This window comes from Mucilaginibacter xinganensis (assembly GCF_002257585.1).
GTDB lineage: Bacteria > Bacteroidota > Bacteroidia > Sphingobacteriales > Sphingobacteriaceae > Mucilaginibacter > Mucilaginibacter xinganensis.
In genome coordinates this window covers 1,767,498-1,788,071 of record NZ_CP022743.1, presented here as the reverse complement: position 1 = coordinate 1,788,071, position 20,574 = coordinate 1,767,498, and the positions used below count along the sequence as shown (strand labels likewise).

The following is a 20,574-nucleotide window of genomic DNA, read 5'->3' as shown; positions in this document are numbered from 1 at the left end:
AGTATTAATTAAGCGAAATATTTCTGACATGTCCGTAGCTATCAGTTATTGTAACGGCCTCCATTGTAGGGTCTGTATTAAAAAATCTGCCCGATTGAGACAGGAACGATGTGCCATTATAAAACTCCTGCTTACCGGTTTTCCCGTTCTTGTATTTTATAGTAGCAAAAAGGTCTAATGGCTTTAACGCAATGCTATGAACCGGTCTTTTCAGCTCAAATATTTTCATTACACTCCTGTTTTGGGTAGCTGCAATTAAATAATTACCCTTTGCGCCTTTCAATTTTACCAGAGCTTTGCCGTCGCCGGGGATATAGATGCCACTTTGTAATATAGAAAGTGGCTTAAAGCCGCCCTTTCCGTCACCTTTAAGCATCAGCCCGTTAAAAGCATCGTATCTGCCGGTTGAAACCTCGGTACCATAATCATTACCGCTCAGCACTACATCAAGGTTACCATCTCCATCAAAATCATCTACAACAATGCCACTCAGCTGTGATGTTTGCGCCTCAATTGGCAGCGGAACCATGGTAAACTTACCATTACCATTGTTTTGCAGGTAGCACGACTGCAGGATATTTGCTTTTAACCTTATTGCGCCTTTACGCATTTCAGGCGTAATCACAGAATCCATAGTTGCAACGGCAAACGATTTATAATTCTGAAACTTTACACGCATACCAATCATTTGCTTCACAATATCGTCACGGGTTTGCGCCGGGAATTCCTTTAAAACCCCATCCTGATCTTTTAAATAAACCGACGGGAATGCATCATAACTACCGTTGTTGTCAAAATCTTTAGCGGTGATATAAACAGGGTATTTGTCTGATGCCTTATAAAAAGTATTTAAACCGGTGTTGCCCACTATATAATCAATTTTGCCGTCGTGATTGAAATCACCGGCAGCAATGGTATTCCACCAGCCAAGCTTATTGCTTATCCCGGTATTGACGGTTACGTTTTTAAATACGCCATGGTCATTTTTTAAAAATGTAACGGGCATCCATTCACCTGTCAGGATAAGATCGGGCCAGCCATCGTTATCAAAATCACTAAAAACAGCATCGCAAACCATACCAATATTTTTCAGGTCTTTAGCAACCGATGCACTTACATCCGTGAATTTTACATGCCCATCCTTACTGTCATTACGCAATATCATGCTCGAAACCGGTTTTGGATAGCTCCATGGCTCAACACGCCCCGAAACAAACAGGTCAAGCTTGCCATCCTTATTATAATCAACCGCTTTTACACATAATTTACTCGTATAATTACGGGGTAAAGCGTCCTCCTGCAGTTTAAAGTTGCCTTTACCGTCATTAATATAAATCCTATCCTGGTAAAGCGGCGAATTCGGCTCTTTTTCATATCCGCCACTGGCGACATAAAGGTCAAGGTCGCCATCGCCATCTGCGTCAAACAACAACATACCTTCATCTTTTACTATATTGGTATAAATAGGTTTTGGCGCAGCAGGTATAAGATTCCTCTGTATAAATTTACCGTTGGCCTGTTGTAAAAGTAACTGAGCCGGAAATTGCGTGGTACCGCCAACTACCATATCGTCGAAGCCATTGCCGTCAACGTCTCCCACTGCCACTGCCGGGGTGTATTGCGACAATTTATGCGGCAAAAGTTTTTGGATATTAAAGTCGGCCAGGTCGCTTTCTTTATGTGTATAAGTAACTCCTACAGCCGCTGTTACTTCGCGGAACAATGATTTGTTATTTATTGCTGGCTGGTTAAATGTGTAATTTTCAAGGGCATTGGCTATGTTAACCTTAAGCACCTGATTTGCCTTAACACTTTTGACAACCTGTTTTTTACCATTTTGCCACCTGATCACCACAGAGTCCAGCAATGAATCGCGCCCGAGGCCAAAGTGGGCTATGTTTTGGATGGTTGATAAATAGCCGCGGAAAGGTGTGTTCTCATATACCTGCTGCTTGTTATGCCCGTAATAAATATCGGCCCATGCCCCAATTCCATTCTTGTTTAAAGGGCCGCCCTGAAACTGGATCTGAAGATAGTTATTTGTTTTTTTGTCTGTTTCGCGCGAAGTATTTTTATACAGGAATGTTTCATCGTCAATATTATTGACCACCATATCCATATCACCATCATTATCAAGGTCGGCATATGCAGCACCATTTGAAAATGATGGCTCGCCTAGTCCCCAGCTTTTTGTTACGTCAGCAAACTCCAGGTGCCCCCCATTTTTAAATGCATAATTGGGGATTTTAACCGTTGGAATTTGATCAAGTATTTGTTTTTTGCTCGCTATTAAATAAGCCTCCGCCCTGAATGTGGTAAAGTCATGATCCGTAACATCCCTCGGGTAGCCATTTGTTATCACAATATCGCGATAGCCGTCATTATCAAAATCTGTTATTAAAGGGCACCAGCTCCAGTCGGTTTGCGCAACTCCGCTTAAAAACGAAGTTTCGCTAAAAACAGGGGCGCCAATGGAGTCGTTTTGCCCAACCCGCGGACCCTGGTTAACCTGCAGCGTATTCCGGTTATATTGATACTGGTAACCGAAATAGTCGAAATTCTGGTACACCTGGTAAGTATTTGAGCTCATAAACATCTTACGCCTGTAGTTATCTTCGGGGCTCATATCCAGTTCAAAGACGTCGGCAAGTCCATCGTTGTTAATATCCTCAACATCCTGGCCCATAGCGCTGTTAGCGGTATGCTTAAAATATTCCTTTGACCGGTCGGTAAATGTTCCGTCGTGGTTATTGATGTATAAAATATTATTGCTTAAAAAATCATTGGTCACATAAATATCTTTCCAGCCGTCGCGGTTAATATCCACAATACTGGTTGCATGGCCATATCCTTCAATTGTTGTCCCGGCCTGCTTTGAAACGTCGTGGTAAACCCCATGTTTTAATACCGGGTCCCAGTCGTTGCGATAAAGGCGCCCGGTGCTATTTTTTGTTCCATCCTTAATAATAGGCCTGAAACTGCTGGTATTTTCACTTGACGACGCCTCGTTAACCGTAAGATACATATCCAGGTCGCCATCATTATCATAATCAAAAAACGACGCCATGGTTGAATGTACTTTTACATCAAGTCCATATTCTTTCCCCATCTCTTTAAAGTGCGGAACGCCGTTTTTGTCAATCCCCTGGTTTACATACAACAGGTTACGTCGTTTCAGCGAATCGTTTAACAAGGTATAGCAAACGTAAATATCCATTAAGCCATCATTATTAATGTCAACAACGGCTACTCCCCTGCCCCAACCTTTTGACCCTGCTACGCCTGCCTTATCGGTAACATCATCAAATTTCATATCACCTTTGTTAAGGTACAGCTTATTTGAAACCGCATTTCCTACCAGGTAAATATCCTGTAAGCCATCATTGTTAAAATCGCCTATACCAACCCCGCCGCCGTTATAGATATTTAATTTATCCAGGGGGTTAATGGTGTCGGTTTCAACAATGGTGTTACTAAAATGGATGCCTGAGTGCGAGGAAGATACCTTTTCAAATAAGGTATGTTGTTTACATGAAAAAAGAATTACCGGTAAACAGGAAATAAAAAAATAGCGAAGAAGTTTCATTTTATAATTTACGCTAAATGTATAAAATAAAAAAGAGGCGAAGATACTATCCCCACCTCTTTTTTATAATAATTTACGATCAATTATAACCAGGATTTTGTTTGATTTTTCCGTGTGTTATATCAATTTGTGTTTGTGGAATAGGGAACAATTCGCTTCTTCCCTGTATAAAGTGTGCGCTGTTCAGCAACACAGACGGGAAGCCGGGAACTTTAATTTCATGAGCGAAATAATCGTTCAATTGTTTAGCCATAAAACCAGCACCCATTGGGCCGCCGTAAAGGCCATCCCAGCGCTGAAGGTCAAAGAAACGGTGTCCTTCCATACCTAACTCTATCCTGCGCTCAAACTGAACTGCCTTGCGGGCAAAATCTTTACCGTTAGCCGCAAAACCTGAAGCAGGGTTGCTTTGGCCGTTTGAACTGGCATAAGTTCCGTAAAAACCAACTTTGTAATTGGCAGCAGGCGTAGTTGTACGGCCTTTAGTTGGATCATTTGGATCAACATAAGTGTAAACCCAGCCGGTTTTATCGGCTGCGCGATCTCTAACCATGTTCACATATTTTTCAGCAGTTGCAAGGCTTCCAACTTCAATTTCGCATTCAGCAGCCCATAAAAGCACATCTGCAAAACGAATGGCGTTGTAGCTGTTAGCGTTTGACTGGTTTGTTGCCCAACCTTCGTAAGTATCAGCTGTAGTAGCCTGAGCGCCTTTATAGTAAACATTTTTGATCGGGATGTAAGGACCACCGTTTAGCTGGTCACGGGCCCATGATGCGCCCGGCATATTTCCCCAATCAAGGTATGGAATACCACGACGGCCAACTGACCAATCCAAACGTGGGTCAAGTGTACCTGTGTAAGGTGTATAGGCAGCATCAGCTGCAACACCCTGGTCATTTTTAACATCACTGTCATTAAAAGTATCTAACAAAGGCAAACCTGTTGTTGCGTCAACTTTAAATGCGTTAACAAAGCTGAATGAAGGTAAAAAGAAACCGCAGCATGAGGCAGGGCCACCGGCGGCATAGTTTAATGTATTACCTGAGTTACCGTTATCACCGTTTGATCCGTCATGTACAGATGCCTGAATAACGAATACACCTTCAGGGCCATTTTTAGTTGACGGATTGAAGTTATTGGCATATGGCTGCAGTGTATATTTAGCGCCGCTTGGTGTTACACCATTTGCAATCAAATCATTTAAAGCAGTAAGTGCTTCTGCATATTTGTGATCAAACATATACGCTTTAGCCAAAAATGCTTCGGCGGCATATTTGTTAGCACGGCCAACCTGTGGCTGGGTTGCAGGCAATACGGCCATAGCTGCCTGTAGGTCGGCCTCTATTTTGTCCCAAACCGGGCCAGGGTTACCAATGTTGTAGTTACCATTATCATAAGTAACGGTTTCATCAGCATAAGGTACATTCCGCCATAGTTTAGCCAGGTCCATTTCATAAAACGCACGTAAAAAACGGGCTTCAGCTGTCACTTCTTTAGCATAGTCAGCAGACACTGAACCATCTTTCACCAAAGGTAACTCACGCAGCACATCGTTTGCACGTTGTACACCGTTAAACATTACCCTCCATTTCGGGTCAAGGTAACCGTTACTTCCTGTTGCAATAAATGCTTCAATCTGGCCCAGGGGTGCCTGGTCATCAGGAGTTGAGCCTTTGTGCGCATCATCTGCCGCCACGCTACCATAACCCCAGTTGTCTGTACCTGTCATCCAGGTATTTCCAGGCTGGCCGCCATAGGTACCGTCAAGCAATGAATAAGCGCCGATCAATAATCCGTCAACCCCGGCCTTATTGGCGAGGATTACGGTGTTTAATGATCCGGCTGGCGTCCTGTTAAGATAGTCCTTGCAGGAGTATGACAATGCAAGCACCGCCATAACACCGGGAACAATTAGTTTACTATTAAATTTTTTCATAATTATATTTTTTTAACAATTAAAATGTCATATTAACACCAAAAATGTATTTCTTCTCGTTGTTTGGATATGCACCAATGTCAGTGCCTAAGCCATTTGAACCCGTTGCAAGCAACTCAGGATCAAGACCTTTGTATTTTGTTGCAGTAAAGACGTTTACACCCTGGGCAAAGATGTGAATATTATCAACGCCCCATGATTTAAGTGTTGAAGACTTAATTGTGTAACCTAAGGTTAGCGAACGCATTTTTAAGAATGAACCACTTTCAACATACCATGAGTTGGTAGTTGCATCAGATCCGAAACCACCCACAGGAGATGCCTTTGGTGTTTTTGCGTTTGGATTAGATGGTGTCCATGAGTTAAACAACAAATCGTTGCTCTTGTTACCTGCAAAAGTACTTAAAAAGTCAACCCAGTATTTGGTGTAGTTATAGATTTTTCCACCATATGAACCATACAGCACTGTACTAATATCAAAGCCTTTATAGCTCGCACCAAGGTTAATACCATAAGTAAATTTAGGATTAGGATTACCAATAGGGCCGCGGTCAGCATCATTAATAACGCCATCACCATTTATATCCTTATAGTGGAACTCACCTAAAGCAGGACCGCCGTTTGCTGAGTTACCTGTTTGGTAAACTGTACCTTTACCTTTAGCAACGGCTGCTGCATTGGCTGCATCAATTTGCGATTGGGTGTTCCAGTAACCATCTACTGTGTATCCAAAAAACTCACCTATCGGATGGCCTACCTGTTCTTTAACCAACGCGTCATTCTGACGTTGGTAGTTGGTAAAGAAAGAAGCATCTAATTTAGTGATGTTGCTATGGTAAGAGGTAATATTTGCGCCAGCGTTAAATTTAACCTCGCTGCCGATGTTACCATGATAATTAGCAGAAATATCAACACCACTGTTTTGAACTTCACCGATGTTAACATAAGGTGCAGCTGCACCACCCACGGTAGCAGGAAGGGCAACCTGGAATAATAAGTTACTGCTGGTTTTCTTGTAATACTCAGCGGTAACGTCTAAATGGTTAAATAAACTTACATCAAATCCTATGTTAGCTACCTTATCTTTTTCCCATGTTGTTTTCTTGTTACCTATCTGCGAAGCATAAAATCCAACTAAAGCTGAATTAAGTGCCCCGGTTAGTGCGTAAGATGAAGGCGAGAAACCTGTTCCAAATGAGTTATAAGCATTTCCGCCGCTAATGTTACCATTGTAACCTGATGCACCGTAACTTCCGCGAATTTTAAGATCATTTAACCAGCTTACACCTTTCAGGAAATCTTCCTGTGATATACGCCATGCCAATGATATAGATGGGAAAGTACCGTACTGCCTGCCCGGGAAAAATGCTGAGTAACCGTCGCGACGGATAGTAGCACCTAAAATATACCTATCGTTATAAGCATAATCCACGCGGCCAAAAACAGAAAGAGTTGAGTATTCCTGGTTGGCACCACCGTTAGCAATCAGTGTTTTAGAGTCACCCGCATTAATGTTTACGAATGCCGGATCTAATGAGAACAGGGTGTTGATTGTTGCATCAAGATACCTGCTAACATTATCCTTTGCTTCAAAAGCAGCAAACGCTTTAATGCTATGTTTTCCAAAAGTCTGGTTGTAATTCAGGCTATTTGTCCATGTGTAAGTGCTTCCGTAACCGGCACCTTCCTGGAAACCATTTTTGCCTGAGTGTGTTTCACTTCCGTAATACTGATTCTGTAGTGTATTGTCGTAAAAGTAGTTATAGAAATTGATACCAAATTGTGTACGTACATTAAAATGCTTCAGGAAATCAATCTCGCCATAGGTTGAACCTTCCACATTCCATGAGCGGCTGTGATCCAACAGGTTAGCATTTTGGGTAGCTACTGGGTTAATACCATTACCTAAAACGGTTAAGCCATCCCAGGTACCGCCATAATTCCCCTTAATATCATAAACCGGAATCTGCGGTTGCATACGGTAGCTAAAAGATATAGCGTTACCTTCTGCCTGGTTTCCTCCAGGGATACCGCCGCTGCCCTGTGGAGCTTCAGCGTAATAAACCTGCATGTTTTCACCAACACGAACGTGGTCGCTAATGCTGAAATTCGTATTTATACGAGCCTGGTATCTTTTATAAAAAGTACCAATTAATGATCCCTGCTGATTTAAGTAGCCTAATGAAAAGTAGTAATTGTTTTTTTCGTTAGCACCGCTTGCAGAAACAGTATGTGATTGGGTTGGGGCTGATTTAAATAATTCATGGAACCAATCAGTACCTGCTCCTTTTACAAACTTCTGGATCAAATAATCATTTTCCGGATTGTTAGGATCATAAACATACTTTGACGGATCAATTGCAGGGTTACCTGCATTGGCCAAACCTTTAGGCGAACCGGTAACATTAGTACCTGAGTTGTAACCATAATCGGTAAAGTGACCGTTATTGTCTTTTATTAACGCATTACTAGGATCAGCTGTTCTTAACAACGCTTCAAAATTATCAGCGCTTAATACGTTAAACGGATTACCGCCTAATGGCTGTGTAACACCATAAAAAGCATCATAAGTAAATTTAGTTTTACCTTGTTTACCTTTTTTAGTAGTAACAACAACTACACCGTTACCACCAGCTACACCATAGATAGCGGCAGCACCGGCATCCTTTAACACGCTGATAGATTCGATGTCATTCGGGTTAATAGAACCCATTCCGCTTTCCTGAACACCATCAATAACGTAAAGCGGAGAAGAGTTACCAAAGTTACTGATACCACGGATAAACACGTTACCAGAAGCACCCGGAGCGCCTGACTGTATCACTGTAACACCAGCTGCCTGGCCTTGTAGTAATGATTCAGAAGAAGAGGTTGGAATCACTTTCGCAGCGGCAATGTTAACCGTTGCTACTGAACCTGAGATGTCCTTTTTGCGCTGGGTTTGGTAACCTGTAACAACTACTTCGTTAAGTGAAGTGGTTGCCGGCGCTAAAGAAATAGTGAGATACTGATCGCCTTGAACAGTTACCTCTTTTGTTTGGTAAGTAAGATAACTTACAACCAAAACATTACCAGGAGCTAAGGAGAGGGTGAACTCGCCATTAACATCCGTTACAGCGCCGGTGTTGGTGCCTTTGATCCTTACGGATGCACCTACTACAGGTTGTTTGTCATCGCTGCCGATAACCTTACCTGAGTGTTTTGTTTGGGCTGTAACTACCAATGAAGAAATCATGCAGCATAATAGCAGGCATAATGTTCTTCCCTTTAGGAGTAAACTTTTAAACATGAGATTGAGATTTAGTTGATTAATTTATTTGATTTTAAGGCTGTTGTTCTATTGAAATATTATGAAGGAGCACGGGCGTTGCGCGCACCCAGGCAAAACGGGGTGAGATCCTTTTGGAAAGGACCCATGTTGCCGGGATAATTAAAATGGAAAAAATGTAAAAGTTTTATCATGTAAAGTACTTAGAAAATACAAACTGTTGCTACTTAGTTTTCCAAATGCAGCCCAAAAACCAGCGCATCTTTGTTTAATAAAATGTTATAATAATATTGGTTTCGTATAATTCTTTGATGAACCAAAAAATTAAATTGGTATTGACACTAATGTAAATAGAGTGTATTGTTTACACAAGTGAGTTTATAAGAATTACAAATTAATTATTTTAATATGCATACACTAACAAATAGTGATATTCAGGAATGATTTATGTTAACAAATTATTAACAAAATAACATATATTTTGAAAAAATAAAAATGTAACATTTCCGTTATACAACCTAATTATTTAATAATAAATCACTTTAAGGTTACACGGACGCTTAAATCTTTATTTAACCGTGATTTTTAATTCAAAAATATCGTTTCCGCACCCCCGTTTTTCCTGATTTATCAGTGTTAAAATTTCATCACTTTTCATTAAAAATGTCATTATAACACTTATTTTCAGGGGTTTTAAGCACTTTTCACATATTTTTCGTATCACATTGCTTAAATAATATCCTATTTTATTCAAGCAAAAAAGGCGTTCCATTTTGATGATGGAACGCCTTCGATAATGATCGTTTTTCTACCTTAATTGTTAAAAAAACGGGCTATTTTAACCATTGCACGGCGGCCGATTGCACATTGGCTGAATTGGTGCCAATTTGAACAACAAACTGGCCCGGTTCCCAGTCGTAAATAAGCTTGTCATTGTAAAATTTAAGATCGGCAGTGGTAATGTTAAACGATACCACTTTGCTTTCGCCGGGCTGCAAACTTATCTTCTGAAATCCTTTTAATTCCTTTACAGAACGGCTTATGCTGGCCACCGGATCGCTGATGTACAACTGTACCACTTCTTCGCCAGCATATTTGCCGGTGTTGGTAACTGTTACGGTTGCTTTAACCGTTGTGTTTCCTGCAGGATTGGTTTTGTCAAGCTGTACGCCGCTATAACTGAATGTAGTATAGCTTAATCCGTAACCAAAAGGGTAAAGCGGATCGTTTGAAATATCAAGGTAGTCTGATTTAAATTTAGCGCCACCGGTACCGTCAAAAGGCCTGCCGGTATTTTTATGGCTGTAGTATATAGGTATCTGTCCAACACTGCGCGGAAATGTTGCTGTTAACTTTCCGGCGGGGTTATAGTTACCAAACAGCACATCTGCAATGGCATTGCCCGCTTCGGTACCCGGTGCCCATGCGTCCAGTATTGCGCTGGCATGTTTATCTTCCCAGGTTAAGGTTAGCGGCCTGCCGTTGAACAATACAATTACCAATGGTTTACCCGTTTTTGAAAGTGCCTTTAACAGTTCTTTCTGGCTTTCCGGAATATCAATATCGGCACGGCTTGATGATTCGCCGGACATATTTGCCGACTCGCCTACAACAGCCACCACCACATCGGCTTTTTTCGCAGTTTCAACGGCTTCGTCAATCATTTCCTGCGGCGTACGTTTGTCTTTTACTTCGGGGCCGGTTAAGGCAAATGCACGGATGCTTAAAAGTGAGTCGTCCGTAATATTTGCCCCTTTAGCGTACAACACTTTAACGTTTTCACCCACAACATTTTTTATACCCTCGGCTACGCTTACCGATTTGTTCGGATCGCCTGCAATTACCCAGGTACCCAGCATTTCTGAATGGTTATCAGCAAGCGGGCCAACCAGCGCTATGGTTCCTGATTTTTTAAGCGGCAAGGTTTCGCCCTGGTTTTTCAGCAATACAAATGAATGCTCAGCTATCTGCCTTGCAAATTTGCGGTTATCATCGGTAAAAACATCCTGCTTCTCTTTTTCGGCATTAATTGATTTCGCAGGATTTTTAAATAAACCCAATTTATATTTTGCTTCCAGCACGCGGCGGCAAGCCAGGTCAATTTCCTGCGGTGTAACTTTTCCTTCTTTTAACGATTTTTTCAGGGTGGTTAAAAAGCCCTCACCCACCATATCCATATCAAGGCCTGCCTTTAGTGCCAGTGCTGATACTGTTTGCAGGTCGCCAAGTCCGTGATTGGTAACTTCATTTAACGCGGTATAATCAGAAACCACAAAACCTTTAAAGCCCCATTGCTTGCGCAGCAGATCAGTAAGTAACCATTTATTAACTGTCGCCGGCATTCCGTTTATCGTATTAAACGAACTCATGAAACTGCCTGCGCCTGCGTCAACAGCCGCTTTGTAGGGCGGCAGGTAGTCCTGGTACATTTTTATCAGGCTCATATCAACGGTATTATATTCCCGGCCGGCCTCTGCACCGCCATAAAGGGCAAAATGCTTAACACAGGCCATTACCGCATCGGCATCCATCAAATTATTACCCTGGTAACCTTTAACCATTGCTTTGGCAACCTTCGAGCCATACCATGGATCTTCGCCCGAGCCCTCTGAAATACGGCCCCAGCGCGGATCGCGCGCAATATCCACCATCGGCGAAAACACCCAGTTCAATCCTTCGGCCGTAGCTTCTTTAGCCGCTATTTTTGCCGACTGTTGTATTAAGCCCATATCCCAGGTAGCTGATACACCTAAAGGAATCGGAAATATGGTACGATGCCCGTGAATAACATCCAGCCCGAATATTAAAGGAATATGCAGACGTGACTGCTTAACTGCAAGGTCTTGCATTTTTGATACGTTTGCAGTACCATATAAACCAAATATGCCGCCAATTTCGCCCCTTTTCATCTTATCCTCAACCCCTTTGCTGATAACCGTGCCCGTTATCGCATTGCCCATTACTACAAGGTTAAGCTGACCGATCTTTTCATCCAGCGTCATTTTACCCATCAGTTTAGAAACAAACGCATTCATGTTTGCATCGCCGGATGTTGTTTGTGCCGATGCCTTATATATTGGCATAACTGAGGCAAAAAGCACGGCTGCTGCAAATGCAGATTTTACTATAGAGAATTTATTCATCGTTATGAATTATTAGGTTATTATTAAATGATGAAAAACACAGGCTAGCCTATTGAAAATAGCAATCGTTTTAGCTGCCTAATTTTTTTACACTGATTATAATTGGTTTAACACTAAAAAACAATAGTGTATTATTGACACAAGAGTAATATTATAATTTAAATAATCAAAGTATTTTTGTAGAATAGCACAAATGTTAACCAAAAAAGAACTTGAAGCGTATTGCGAAGACGCAAGGGAGAACTATCTGCCCCATATTTCTATTGATTGTGTAGTGTTTGGATTTCATGAAGGGTTATTGAAAGTTTTAATATTAAAGGTAAAAAACGGTGGTGAACACTATTTGCCGGGCGGGTTTTTACTTAAAACTGAACCTATTGAAACGGCAGCTAACCGCATATTGAAAGAGCGCACCGGCCTTGACGAGATTTTTTTAAAGCAGTTTCATGTGTTTGGTGATCCAGAACGGTCAAAGCAGCATTTTGAAACATACAAAGACATGCTGCCTGTTGAAGAAAACTGGTTCACCAACCGCTTTTTAACTATTGGGTACTATGCACTGGTCGACTTTTTTGATGTAACTCCTGCCCCCGACCAGTTTTCAGAAACTTGTTTATGGTGCGATTTAAATGATTTGCCGGAATTACAGCTGGATCACGCGTTGATCCTTAAAACTGCTTTAGATACTTTGCGCCTGCAGCTTAATTACCAGCCGATAGGCTATAATTTAATGCCAAAGGAATTTACAATGCCCGAACTGCAAAAACTTTATGAAACCATATTGGATAAAAAACTTGACCGCCGAAACTTTCAGCGGCGGATGCTTGCCTTTGGCATATTGACCCGGTTAGAAAAACCCCGTAAAGGCGGTGCGCACAAAGCCCCTTATCTTTATGCTTTCGATCTTGAAAATTATAAGGCGGCTTTAACCGAAGGTTTTAATGGCGGATGGTAATAAATTACACCTTTAATTTCGCAACACTGGCAAATGAACAACTGGATTAAAAATTATAGCGGGATGATCTGGCTGATTGCCGGCATTACAGCCGGCAGCTTAGCAGGAGTGATATTTGGCAAACAGGCAGAAATTGTAAAGCCGGTTGGCGATATTTTTTTGAACCTGCTTTTTGTTGCTGTTATTCCGCTGGTTTTCTTTGCACTGTCATCAGCTATTGCAAACCTGCATGGAACGCAAAAGCTGGGCCGTATAATGGGCATAATGGCAGCCACTTTCCTGGTTACGGTGCTCATTGCAGCGCTGGTGACCATTGCTGCGGTTTGGATCTTTCCCGTACACCAGCAGGTTGACCCCGCCGCTGCCAAAGCAGCCTACACCGGAAGCAAGCAACTATCAGGCGATCAGGTTACCCAACTTTTCACCACCGGTGAGTTTTTTGAACTCCTTTCCCGCAAAAACATGCTGGCCATGATAATTTTCGCCCTTCTGGTGGGGTTTGGAACCCTGCGCGCCGGTGAAAAAGGAAAAACATTCGCCGGGTTTTTAAACGCCGGGAACGAGGTTTTTAAACAGGTTTTCATCCTTATTATGAAGCCCGCCCCCATAGGGTTAGGCGCTTATTTTGCCTACCAGGTAGCGGTGTTCGGCCCTTCACTGTTTGGCACCTACGCGCACACCCTGGGTATTGGCTATGGTGTAAGTATTTTTTATTACCTGGTAATTTTCAGCCTTTACGCGTTTATAGCCGGTGGCGTGAACGGGATAAGGCGCTATTGGAAAAACAACATTATCCCGTCGGCAACGGCTGTGGGCACCTGCAGCAGTATTGCCACTATCCCGGCCAATCTGGATGCTGCGAAAAAAATGGGCGTTTCCAGTCTTATTGCGGGCATTGCTATTCCGCTGGGGGGCACCTTACATAAAGAGGGTTCAGGCGTATCATCCATTTTAAAATTCACAGTGGTGTTTGCCATGTTTGGCAGGAGCTTTGATAGCCCGGAAGTAATTTTACTGGCACTGGGCATGACTGTGCTGGTAAGCATTGTGGAAGGCGGCATCCCTAATGGTGGTTACGTTGGTGAAATATTGTTTATATCCGCTTACGGTTTTCCACCCGAAGCGCTGCCCCCAGCAATAATTATCGGCACATTAATTGATCCGGTTGCCACATTGCTTAATGCTACCGGCGATACCGTTGCGGCTATGATGATCAATAGGTTTGTTGAAGGAAAGCTCGTTGAAAACATAGACAATTAAAAAGAGCTGTTACATCTTTTTAATGCATTTTATTCAGGGAAATCAGCGTATCATTTAAAAGTTATTTTTACAAATCCGGTAAAGCCTGCAGGACTAAAGAAATCCTGGATATTGGTGAAAGTACTTTGTCCCAAACAGGCAGCCAAAACTCTCCAATAACTATATTTTTTACACTTCAAGTTAAAATAAATAACCTTTTCTTATTACTAAAATAATTTTAAAACATTGGTTAATTTAATTTGGATTTTAGGATAATTATCCCGAAAATTGATATCAAATCCTAAACGTTATGACAAATATTAACCACAACAACAACTACAGTTAAATTAAAACACAAACGCTATTGAATGCACTAGTGTGTTATTGGATATAATTTGTGTTTAAGATTCCCTCCCGGGATGTGCATTAGCTGAACATCAGTTCATAGTGAACTTTTTGTGCCTTTTTTTTAATAATTATTCAATTTTTTAATAATTACGGCTTTGAAAATAGTTTCGTGGAACCTCAGAAACATCAGCCTGAATAAGTTGGGCAACGCATTTTCTCCCACTTTTAATGCCTACGGATTAGGGAATAATGTGCTGGATTATATGGTTGGCCTGGTTATGGGCACAAACCGATGGAACGCCATTCCTAACCTGTCAACCAATCCTGCAGATGTTTTTGTAATGATTGAGCTAAAAACCGGGGGAAGCCAAAAAGGAAGGGCTGTAAGTGGTAACTGCCTGCCCGCATTAAACGCGGTAACTGCTGCGTTAAATACTTTAGTAGGGCTTCGTTATCCGGGCAACCCAAACCCGCCATACCAATATAATTATGCCGTACCCCTGGTGATAGGGCGCAACGAAACCGTCGGTATTATTTTTAATACGGTAAGCCTTGCGTTGGTAGCCACTAATGCGTTTAGAAACACAACCAATAATAACTGGATCAATCCGCGCTCGCCTTTTGGTGCACAGTTTCGCATTATTGCAAACAATGCAGTTTTCCAGGTGGTAGGGCTTCATGCGCCACCACCCAAGGGTGGTGCCGCGCTCAAATACCGCCCGCCAATTGATTATTGCCGCCTGTTACCTACTACTGCGCCTGCGGCCCTGGCGAACACTTTTTTTATGGGCGATTTTAACTGTAACCCGGGTTCAACCTATACAAATGGCGGCGGGGCGGCGGTTTCACCATTTACGGGGCTTGCCGGTTTCACCACGCAAATACCCAATGGTACCCTATCAAGTGTGCGCACCAAAGTGGCAAACGCCTATGCACCGCCTGCTAATTACCTCAGCGATGCCTACGATAACATCATCTACAACGATCCGATTCCGGTTGCAAATGTACATCAGCTGGTTGTGGATACTATTGGTGGTGCCCGGAATATGAATGTAGTCCCTATAGTATATGCAAATCTTACCGGCGTATTAAACGCTTATAACAAGGTAAGCGATCATTTACCTGTTGCAATGGAATGGTAAAAAAATAAAGATATGGCAAACTGGAAATTTACAGATCAATATGGAAGCACCTACCCGGCACTTCAAAATAGCATACTTAGCCTGCTGGTTTTTGATATAACGGGTACTACGCCTGTTAGTGGCACTACCTTTAACGCCAGTCTGGACCTTGCCGCTACCGGTGCCGCAATGAATGTATTGAGCATTATGACAGGTCTAACCACCATCCCGATGACGGGAGCGGTAACCGAAGCAAACAGCACCCTGAGCGTATCATTAACATCCACCAATGACACAGCGTTAACAAGCGCTATTGCGGCTATTATTCCTATTATAGGGGGCAGCATTTGTAAAAATGTAAGTGTAACCATAGAAAATGTTACACCGGCAAGTTTAACGGCTGATGACTCACCCACTACAGATGAGATCGATTTAAACATTACCATAGCTATTGGCAGCGGTACGGGGGTATTGACAGCGCAGATCCCGATGTCTGACGGTTTCTTTACCGTACAGGCAGAATTCACCAATGTAGGGATTGGCCTGAGCGATCTGGATTTCCTGATCCCGGGGCAAAGCGGGTTCAGTGAAAGTTTTCCGTCAACGCAACTGGGCCCCTATTATAATTCAGGAACATCGCTCAACCTGCTTTCGCTGGGCCTTACCTTTTATGTCAGCACAGCATCCGGTATATCTTTATCGGTAAGCGGGGTGTCTGTTAGCATTGGCATAGTTAATATACCATTATACGAAAAGGCACTTTACATGAACCCGCTTGCCGTATGGGTAAACGTAAGCAGCGTTACCACCAAACCTGTTACCACGTGGGGCCTTGAAGGCGCTATAGTGCTTTGCAATTATGCCACACCGGGCGACACAGCCAACCCCGACTTTGAATTTGATTTTAACATGGGCTTTCCCAACCCGCCGGACACCCCTGATTTTACAGTATCCGGAGAATTTGAAAACCCTTCATCAAAGCCGGTATCACTGATGATCCAGGACCTGCTGGGGCCGGGAACAGATACCGGGATAGGCGACACAATTACTGTTGAAAGCTTTGATTTTTATGCAGATGCCGACGTAACCACCGGGACTATAGTGGCATTTAGTACCGATATAACCATGAGCGGACAGTTTGGCCTTTTTGAAAACTTTACGCTAGAAGAATTTAGTATTTCAGTATCATACAGTTCATAACCATTTACTTATACCGATAAATTATGAGTAGTACAGCCTTCGGTTTTAAAGCAAAACTGCTTATTGGCGAGCAAACGGTGCCGCTTGCATCAGAAATTGCGATTGGCGACGACCAGTCGAGCAACGGCGTACAGAACGGCTTTATTTTTAAGCTGGACAGGCAGCCATCTGATCCGCCGGTTACGGTTTACCTCGGAGACGTGATCAGCTTTATTGAAACAGAGCTTGGCGCAGCCGACCTTTCAAGCAGCCCTGATATGGCGCTGATAACCCAGGCGTTCCCCTCGCTTACACCAGGCAACTTCAACTCCACCAACCAAACCATGATAAACGTTTATGAATTTTCAATAAACTCAAGCACCAGCGAGTTTCTTTTTTCATTTAACCTTGATGTGGAAGGTTCCGATCCGTCAACCGGGCTTATCCCGCTGCCTTCGCAGCTGGCAAGCTGGCTCAATATCCAGAGTTTATCAATAGCATTTTCAGCCACAACCAAATCATCTACCTAAACACTACAGTATATGTCAACAGAAGTAGATATAACGCTCGGCCTGAACCTGGAGATAGGTTCTGTTCCCGTTTCGCTATCGGCAGAACTGGCCACCAGCGCTGCGCAAACGGTATATACCTTTAACGGTTGTATGCAAACAGCGACAATAGATATAGGCTCGTTCATCAGCATGGTTGGTTCGGATTTTGGGGTAGATGTGCAGCTGCCGCCGGAACTTAACCTGGAGGCGATCATTGATTATGTGGCCGGGCAGGTTATTTACACATCGCCAACAACCGGCGCGGCAACAACAGAGCTTGGGGTTTCAGCAAAATTCGACCTGGTTTATAAAAACGGCACCGATACACAGGATTTTACCTTTACGTTTTACGCAGATACCATTATCTCCAGCCCTGCACCTGCAACTGGCAATCCTTATGTTGTGGGCGGATCGGTTGATACCGATTTAAAATTTGCCAACCTGCCGCTGGTGGGCAGCATTCCGGGTTTTAATGAATATACTTTAAAGCATCTTGGTTTTTCCTACACCAACACAGATCCGCAGGCAAACGGCAAACCGGTTAATTTTAACATCCCCAAGGTGGATACATCGGCAAACCCGCTGTTTACCCGCACCAATGCGCCCGATGCAAGAGATAAAAGTAGCTATGCCATCAGCAACCAGGGCGGCCAAACCACGTTTTCGCTGGCGCAAAAGGGATTTTCATTTACAGCAGGGCTAATGAAAGAAGGCTCAACGCAGCCAGAAAACAATTTCGCGCTGCCTATGTCGTTGCCTTCAGCCACGCCCGCCAATACACCTGCCTCCTATTATCAAAGCGGGGCTAAGGTTAATACCAGCCCGCCATCAAGCCCTATCCACTGGATAAACGTTAACAAAACATTTGGCCCCGTAAGTTTTCAAAAAATAGGGTTGAACTATAGCGGCGGCGAAGCCACTTTCGGCCTGTCGGCAGGGCTGGCCATGGGCGGCTTTTCGCTTGATGTGCAGGGCCTTGCCATTACCTTCCCGCTACCGCTGCCGGGTATGCCCGCAGGCGACCAGCTAAGCTTTAGTATTGATGGCCTTGGCATGGAGTTCCAGGAGCCGGGCCTAACCATAGGCGGTGCCTTTTTAAAGGCCCAGGCCGGTGGTTTTACCAACTACTTTGGCGAAGTGATAGTGCAGGTTGGCCCGTTTGGGTTTAAGGCTATCGGGGGATACTCGCCGGCTCAGAACAATGCCCCGGCTGCGTTTTTCCTATATGCAAACCTTGATGTTCCGCTTGGCGGGCTGCCGTTTTTATATGTAACGGGCCTTGCTTTTGGCTTCGGTGTTAATTATGGCCTGGTGTTGCCAACTATGGAAACGCTGCCAACCTATTTATTGCTGCCCAACAACGCGCCTCCCCAGGGTTCGGCACAGGATGCGCTAACAGGCGTTATTACACAATTGGTAAATGGCAGTGTAATTATAAATGAACCCGGTGAATATTGGGTAGCCGCCGGCATCCAGTTCACTTCATTTGATATGGTGACGGCCTTTGCCATGCTCACCTTCTCGTTCGGCGTTGAAATGCAGGTGGCCCTGATTGGCAGCTGCTCTATCGTCCTTCCGCAGGGCGACCCTTACCCTTTAGCCAGCATCCAGGTAAACCTGGTGGCATCTATTACCCCATCTACCGGGCAAATGGGCATTATGGGGGCCCTTACCCCTGCTTCGTATGTATTCGGGTCGTTTATAAAACTAAGCGGCGGATTCGCGTTCTGTTTATGGTTCTCGGGCGAACACCGCGGCGACTTCGTGGTTACCCTGGGTGGTTACTTCCCATCGTACACCAAACCCGCATGGTACCCTGCTGTACCAAGAGTGCAGGTAACTGCTAATCTGGGCCCGCTGCAATTTGCAGGTTCAGCCTATCTTGCGCTTACCCCATCCATGTTTATGGCAGGCTTGCAACTGGCTGCCACTTTTACCGCCGGGCCAATTAAGGCATGGTTTAGCGCCGGGGCCGATTTCATGATCAGCTGGGCGCCGTTCATGTACGAGGCGGATGCCTATGTTAACATTGGCTGTTCAATCAACCTTGGCTTGTTTACGCTGAACATTCATGTAGGGGCCGATGTACAGATCTGGGGCACTCCGTTTGGCGGGGTGGCGCATGTTGACCTTGATGTGGTAAGTTTTACCATCGGCTTCGGATCTGACGCTGTTGCACCGGCACCTGTTACCTGGCAAAACATTGAATTGAACTTCCTGCCGCCGCCAACCAGCTCAACCCCGCCGCAACAGCAGCAAAAGATGATGATGTTTGCCGCTGCGCCTGAGGCTGCAGCCGGGGATACCACAACCACAGCAAACGTAAGCGCATCGGTTGCCACCGGGCTTACCGCAACCAATGTGGTGAGCGAAGACGGGGAAAACTGGGACTGGATTGTTGACCCAAGCAATTTTGTGATTATCACTTCATCAACTGTGCCTTCAAATTATGCAAACTGGACTATTGCAGCAGGCACAACCACCGCACTTAGTAATGACCCAACCCAATACAACCTGCCCGATGTTGACGTAAGCACCGAACCTTATCTGCAGCTTGCTGCCGGAACCGTAAAATATTCGCCCACACAGGTATGGAACCCTACTTTGAACGTGAAGCCGATGAAACTGGCCAACGTAAAATCGCACCATACCATTACGCTGCTTAAACGTACCGATAGTGATAGTAAGGGCCAGTTTAGCGACTACCTTACCGCGGTAAGCATTGAACCTGTACTGGGCAGCAGCAATACCGCCTTATGGGGCGACCCTACAGCAGCCAAGGATGCCAATACGCCTGCGCTGCTGCCTGCCACATTGCTGGGCTTCCAGATCATCCCGCTGCCGCGCAACCCGGATACGGTAAATAATGTACCGCTGATAGACTTATTGTTTACGGCAGGCGAGCAAACCGATTTTAGCTATACCTCGGCGCAGCCCGATGACCAGTTTACCGTTACTTCATCATTTGATAAATCAACAGAAGACCTTTCGATCACAATAACCGGCGGCGTTTCGCAGCAGCTTACCAACAGCGATTATATTCTTTCGTCGCTGATTGACTCGCAGGTGGCAGGCAGGCGCAACCCTATTCTTGATGATATTGCAGCCAACGGCTTCCATACTTACACAGCTGCACAGGTAACCTTAACCATAATGGGAACAACAGAAGCCCTGACAGACTGGCCGGTAGTTGAAATTTTGGGTGACTTAACCGCGGCTTAATAAAGCTGCTATAAATAATTTAA

General features: G+C 44.0%; 10 protein-coding genes. 6 read left to right on the top strand and 4 right to left on the bottom strand.

Going from position 1 to position 20,574, the window contains the following annotated elements; all coding sequences use genetic code 11:
• Positions 1 to 4 precede the first annotated feature (4 nt).
• The 4 genes from MuYL_RS07785 to bglX form a co-directional block, all read right to left on the bottom strand.
• A complete protein-coding gene (locus MuYL_RS07785) occupies positions 5 to 3,586 on the bottom strand; it encodes a VCBS repeat-containing protein (RefSeq protein ID WP_094569998.1) in 3,582 nt (1,193 codons plus the stop codon).
• A 79-nt stretch (positions 3,587 to 3,665) separates the two neighbouring features.
• Positions 3,666 to 5,525: a RagB/SusD family nutrient uptake outer membrane protein gene (locus tag MuYL_RS07780; protein ID WP_094569997.1), complete on the bottom strand. Its 1,860-nt coding sequence runs from the start codon at positions 5,523 to 5,525 to the stop codon at positions 3,666 to 3,668.
• A gap of 19 nt (positions 5,526 to 5,544) precedes the next feature.
• Entirely contained in the window at positions 5,545 to 8,760 is a 3,216-nt protein-coding gene (locus MuYL_RS07775) for a SusC/RagA family TonB-linked outer membrane protein (RefSeq protein WP_157740685.1), read from the bottom strand.
• An 866-nt stretch (positions 8,761 to 9,626) separates the two neighbouring features.
• Positions 9,627 to 11,936: a beta-glucosidase BglX gene (gene bglX, locus MuYL_RS07765; RefSeq protein ID WP_094569994.1), complete on the bottom strand. Its 2,310-nt coding sequence runs from the start codon at positions 11,934 to 11,936 to the stop codon at positions 9,627 to 9,629.
• A 193-nt stretch (positions 11,937 to 12,129) separates the two neighbouring features.
• On the opposite strand from bglX, the gene MuYL_RS07760 reads away from it, so the two are divergent.
• From MuYL_RS07760 to MuYL_RS07735, 6 genes are all read left to right on the top strand, one after another.
• On the top strand, positions 12,130 to 12,891 hold the full coding sequence (locus MuYL_RS07760; RefSeq protein ID WP_094569993.1) for an NUDIX hydrolase: 762 nt from the start codon (positions 12,130 to 12,132) through the stop codon (positions 12,889 to 12,891).
• Positions 12,892 to 12,924: 33 nt separating this feature from the next.
• Positions 12,925 to 14,151 (top strand): dicarboxylate/amino acid:cation symporter, encoded by a 1,227-nt coding sequence (locus MuYL_RS07755; protein WP_094569992.1) that lies wholly within the window; start codon positions 12,925 to 12,927, stop codon positions 14,149 to 14,151.
• A gap of 482 nt (positions 14,152 to 14,633) precedes the next feature.
• On the top strand, positions 14,634 to 15,620 hold the full coding sequence (locus MuYL_RS07750) for an exonuclease/endonuclease/phosphatase family protein (RefSeq protein WP_094569991.1): 987 nt from the start codon (positions 14,634 to 14,636) through the stop codon (positions 15,618 to 15,620).
• Between the two features lie 12 nt (positions 15,621 to 15,632).
• Positions 15,633 to 16,799 carry a hypothetical protein gene (locus MuYL_RS07745; RefSeq protein ID WP_094569990.1) on the top strand — a complete coding sequence of 389 codons (1,167 nt, stop codon included), beginning with the start codon at positions 15,633 to 15,635 and terminating at the stop codon, positions 16,797 to 16,799.
• Positions 16,800 to 16,822: 23 nt separating this feature from the next.
• Positions 16,823 to 17,308, top strand: coding sequence for a hypothetical protein (locus tag MuYL_RS07740; protein WP_094569989.1), 486 nt, complete (start codon positions 16,823 to 16,825; stop codon positions 17,306 to 17,308).
• A gap of 12 nt (positions 17,309 to 17,320) precedes the next feature.
• Positions 17,321 to 20,551, top strand: coding sequence for a DUF6603 domain-containing protein (locus MuYL_RS07735; protein ID WP_094569988.1), 3,231 nt, complete (start codon positions 17,321 to 17,323; stop codon positions 20,549 to 20,551).
• Positions 20,552 to 20,574 lie beyond the last annotated feature (23 nt).